General features: G+C 74.3%; 3 protein-coding genes and 1 pseudogene. 3 read left to right on the plus strand and 1 reads right to left on the minus strand.

Going from position 1 to position 4,070, the window contains the following annotated elements:
- Nucleotides 1-418 (plus strand): SapC family protein (locus tag ACILRF_RS15020; protein ID WP_395674302.1); only part of this gene is annotated, 418 nt, incomplete at its 5' end.
- A 68-nt stretch (nucleotides 419-486) separates the two neighbouring features.
- On the opposite strand, the gene ACILRF_RS15025 is transcribed toward ACILRF_RS15020, so the two are convergent.
- A complete protein-coding gene (locus ACILRF_RS15025; protein ID WP_395672484.1) occupies nucleotides 487-879 on the minus strand; it encodes an acyl dehydratase in 393 nt (130 codons plus the stop codon).
- 128 nt (nucleotides 880-1,007) lie between these two features.
- On the opposite strand from ACILRF_RS15025, the gene ACILRF_RS15030 reads away from it, so the two are divergent.
- Both ACILRF_RS15030 and ACILRF_RS15035 read left to right on the plus strand, forming a co-directional pair.
- Nucleotides 1,008-3,116, plus strand: coding sequence for a protein-disulfide reductase DsbD family protein (locus ACILRF_RS15030; protein WP_395674304.1), 2,109 nt, complete (start codon nucleotides 1,008-1,010; stop codon nucleotides 3,114-3,116).
- A gap of 54 nt (nucleotides 3,117-3,170) precedes the next feature.
- Nucleotides 3,171-4,070 (plus strand): annotated as a pseudogene (locus tag ACILRF_RS15035) (glucose-6-phosphate isomerase); the annotation flags it as partial.

The raw sequence follows: 4,070 nt of genomic DNA on the forward strand, positions 1-4,070 counted from the left end.
CGACCGCAACGCCGAGTTCGTGGTCGAGGGCGGCGACATGCCGTTCTTCGAAGACGGCAAGCCGAGCCAGTACACCCAGAACTGCATCGAGTTCTGCAACAACTTCGAGATGGAGCGTCAGCGCACTCTGAGCTTCGTCCAGCTGCTCAAGGACCTCGACCTGTTCGAGCTGAAGACGGCCAACTTCACGCCGCAGAACCCCGATGGCTCGGCCGGCCAGCCGCAGAAGATCGCCGACTACTTCGGCGTCTCGGAAGAGAAGCTCAACAAGCTGCCGACCGAAAAGCTGGTCGAGCTGCGCGACAACGGCGCCCTGGGCCAGATCTACGCCCACCTGCTGTCGCTGGTCGGCTGGGACCGCCTGGTCGCCGTCGCCCTCGGCCGCGCCTCGCAGACGCCGCAAGCCGCCAACGCCTGAAGTTGGTCGGGCGGACGCCCGACGGATAGGGGGTCGCGCGATTTTCGCCGGCCCCTTTTTCGTGTCCGCTAGCGGGCGAACACGCTCCGCGTCAGGCACGAGAACACCAGCCGTCCGGCCTCGTCCAGCAAGTCGTGCTGGCAGATGACGATGCCCTTGCCCTCGCCGACCGGGTCCTTGGCCATCACCGTCATCCGGCCGCGCAGCAGCTCGCCGGCCGGCGGGTTTCGCACCCAGCGCAGGGCGTCGACGCCGAGGCGCTTGGTCTGGGGCCAGTCGGTGTGGGCGACCGCATCCAGCCGCGCCCACAGGGCGAAGACCATGGCGTCGGGCGCCCCACGGTCCGTCGTCCAGCCCGGCGTGAAGGCGGCGACGAAGGCGTCGAGCGCCTGCGGATCGATCCCCGCGGCCCCGAGCGGCACCACCTGGCCGATCTCAATCTCGTCGAAGCTGGCGGGCACGGAGGCACTCTCTTGTTGGGCGAAGATTCGTCGATGATGGACGGCCCGTCGTCGCCAAGTCGAGCCCGCTTTGCGCCTGCGGCGCGCAGGGGCCATATAGCGATGCGGAACAGGGGTGGATTGGCGCGATGAGACGGATCCTGGCGGGCCTCGCAGCAGCCTTGGCGCTGACCGGCGCCAGCGTCGCTGCGCCCGTCGACACCGGCCATGTCGAAGCCGAACTGGTCGCCGCGGCGTCCGGCGTCACGCCCGGCGGATCGGTGCGCATCGCCCTGCGCCAGAAGATCGACGAAGGCTGGCACACCTACTGGCGCAACCCCGGCGATTCCGGCGAGGCGACGCGGCTGGCGCTCACCCTGCCCGGCGGCTGGAGCGCCTCGCCCTTCACCTGGCCGACGCCCAAGCGCCTGCCGGTCGGGCCGCTGGTCAACTACGGCTACGAGGGCGAGGTCCTCCTGCCCATGACCCTGACGGCGCCCGCCGCGGCGAAAGTCGGCGAGACCGTCAGCCTGCGCGGCAAGGCCGACTTCCTGGTCTGCGAGGAGATCTGCATTCCGGAATCCGCGGACCTGAGCCTCGACGTCCCCGTCGTCGCCGGGCCTGCGCCCGCCGATCGGCGCTGGGGTCCGGCGATCGCCACGGCCCTCGCCGCGGCGCCGAAGCCGGCCCGGCTGACCGCCGCCTACCAGCCGGCCGGCGCGACCCTGACCCTCGCCGTGGCCGGCGCACCGCTGCAGGGGACCGACGGCGCCGGGGCCTACTTCTTCCCGGCGACGCCCGGCATGCTCGACCACGCCGCGGTCCAGGCGATCGAGCGCGGGCCGCAGGGGCTGACCCTGACGCTGACGCCGGGCGACGACTTCAAAGCCGCCGCCGCGCCGCCGGCCCTCGAAGGCGTGCTCTCGGTCGGCGGCCGGGCCTACGAGATCGCCGCCGCCGCGGGACCCGCGCCGGCCGGCGCGCGCGGCCTCGGCCCGCCGCCCCGCGCCGCCGCGGCGGGCGGGCTCGGCCTGCCGCTGGCGCTGGCTTTCGCCGTCCTCGGCGGCCTCGTCCTCAACCTGATGCCCTGCGTCTTCCCCATCCTGGCGATGAAGGCCGCCTCGCTGGTCGGCCACGGCCGCGAAGCGCGCGCGGCCCGGCTGCAGGGCCTGGCGTTCGGGGCCGGCGTGCTGGCGACCTTCGTCCTCCTCGCCGGCGTCCTCATCGCCCTGAAGGCAGCCGGCGCCGCCGTCGGCTGGGGCTTCCAGCTCCAATCGCCGCCGGTGGTGGCGGGCCTCGCCCTGCTGATGCTGGCCGTTGCGCTCAACCTTTCGGGCGTGTTCGAGATCGGCGCCTCCTTGCAGGACGCGGGCTCGGGCCTGGCCGCGCGCGGCGGCGCCGCCGGCGCCTTCTTCACCGGGGCCCTCGCCGTCGTCGTCGCGACGCCCTGCACGGCGCCGTTCATGGCCCCGGCCCTCGGCTGGGCGCTGGTCCAGCCGCCCGCCGCGTCGCTGGCGGTGTTCCTGGCGCTGGGGGCGGGGTTCGCCGCCCCGTTCGTGGCCCTGGCCTTCGCGCCCGGCCTGCTCGCCCGCCTGCCCAAGCCCGGCCCGTGGATGGACGCGTTCCGCAAGGCGCTGGCCTTCCCGATGTACGCCGCCGCAGCCTGGCTCGTCTGGGTGCTGGCCCAGCAGGCGGGACCCGACGGCCTAGCCCGCGTCCTCGGCGCCGGCGTGGTCCTGGCGGCCGCCGCCTGGCTGTACGGGGCGGCGCAGCGGCGCCTGCTGGCGGGTGGCCGTCCCGCCGCGCCGGCGACCGGCTCGGCGCTGTTCGCGGTGCTGGCCCTGGCCGCCGCCCTCTGGCCGGGCTACGCCGCCCCGCCGCTCGCCGGGACCGCCCCGGCCTCGGCCAAGGTTCCCTTCGAGCCCTACAGCGCCGAGCGCCTCGCCGCCCTGCGGGCCGAGGGCCGGCCGGTGTTCGTCAACTTCACCGCCGCCTGGTGCGTCAGCTGTCAGGTCAACGAGCGCGTGGCCCTGTCCGGCGCCAAGGTCGCCCAGGCGCTGGGCGCCAACAACGTCGCCTACCTCAAGGCCGACTGGACGCGGAAGGACGCGGTCATCGCCGCCGAGCTGGCCCGCCACGGCCGGGCGGGCGTGCCGCTTTATCTCGTCTACCGGCCCGGCGCCGCCGAGCCGCAGATCCTGCCCAATATCCTGACCGAGGGCGCCGTGGTCCGCGCTCTCGAGGCGAGCCGTTCGTGACCCCGAACGGCGCGTCGGGCGTTATGGCCGCGAGTTCGCCTGGGGGCCCTAGCCTTGTCTGACACCGACGCCGCCTGGACGGCGCTGACCACGGCCGCCGCCGCCGCCGCCGAGCGCCGTATCGAAAGTTTGTTCGCCGCCGAGCCCGACCGCCTGCAGCGGCTGACCCTCGAGGCCGCCGGCCTGACGCTCGACCTGTCGAAACAGCCCTGGTCGCGCGCCGACCTCGACGCGGCGCTCGCTTTGGCCGACGCGGCCGGCGTCGCCGACGCCCGCCAGCGCCTGTTCGCCGGCGAGGCGGTCAACGCCTCCGAAGGCCGTGCGGCCCTTCACCCCGCCCTGCGCGCCCCGGCCGGCGCCGATTTTCACGCCCTCGGACAGCCGGTCTCGCCCGAGGTCGAGGCGACCCGCGCCAAGATCCGCACCTTCGCCGAGGCGGTGCGGGCGGGGACCTTCCAGGGCGCGACCGGCAAGCCGATCCGCGCCATCCTGCACATCGGCATCGGCGGCTCGGACCTCGGCCCGCGGCTAGTCTGGGAGGCCCTGCGGCCGCTCGACCCCGCCATCGACCTGCGCTTCGCCGCCAACGTCGACCCGGCCGAGATCGCCCAGGCCCTGACCGGCCTCGATCCGGCGCAGACCCTGGTCGTCGTGGTCTCCAAGACCTTCACCACCCAGGAGACGATGACCAACGCGCAGACGGCCCGCGCCTGGCTGCGCGCCGCTCTCGGCGACCGCGCCGACGCGCATCTCGTCGCCGTCTCCGCCGCGCCGGACGTCGCCCAGGGATTCGGCGTGCCGCCCGATCAGGTGTTCGGCTTCGGCGAGTGGGTCGGCGGCCGTTATTCGGTGTGGTCGGCGGTCGGGCTGTCCTGCGCCATCGCCCTCGGCCCCGACGCCTTCGAGGCCATGCTGGCCGGGGCCGCGGCCATGGACGCCCATTTCCGCGAGGCG

Origin of the sequence: Phenylobacterium sp. (genome assembly GCF_044236515.1) — a bacterium.
Classification (GTDB): domain Bacteria; phylum Pseudomonadota; class Alphaproteobacteria; order Caulobacterales; family Caulobacteraceae; genus Phenylobacterium.

Bases quoted from the DNA above. Each gene is read 5' to 3' on its own strand.
- ACILRF_RS15030 (WP_395674304.1), top strand. From the start codon at position 1,008: ATGAGACGGATCCTGGCGGGCCTCGCAGCAGCCTTGGCGCTGACCGGC.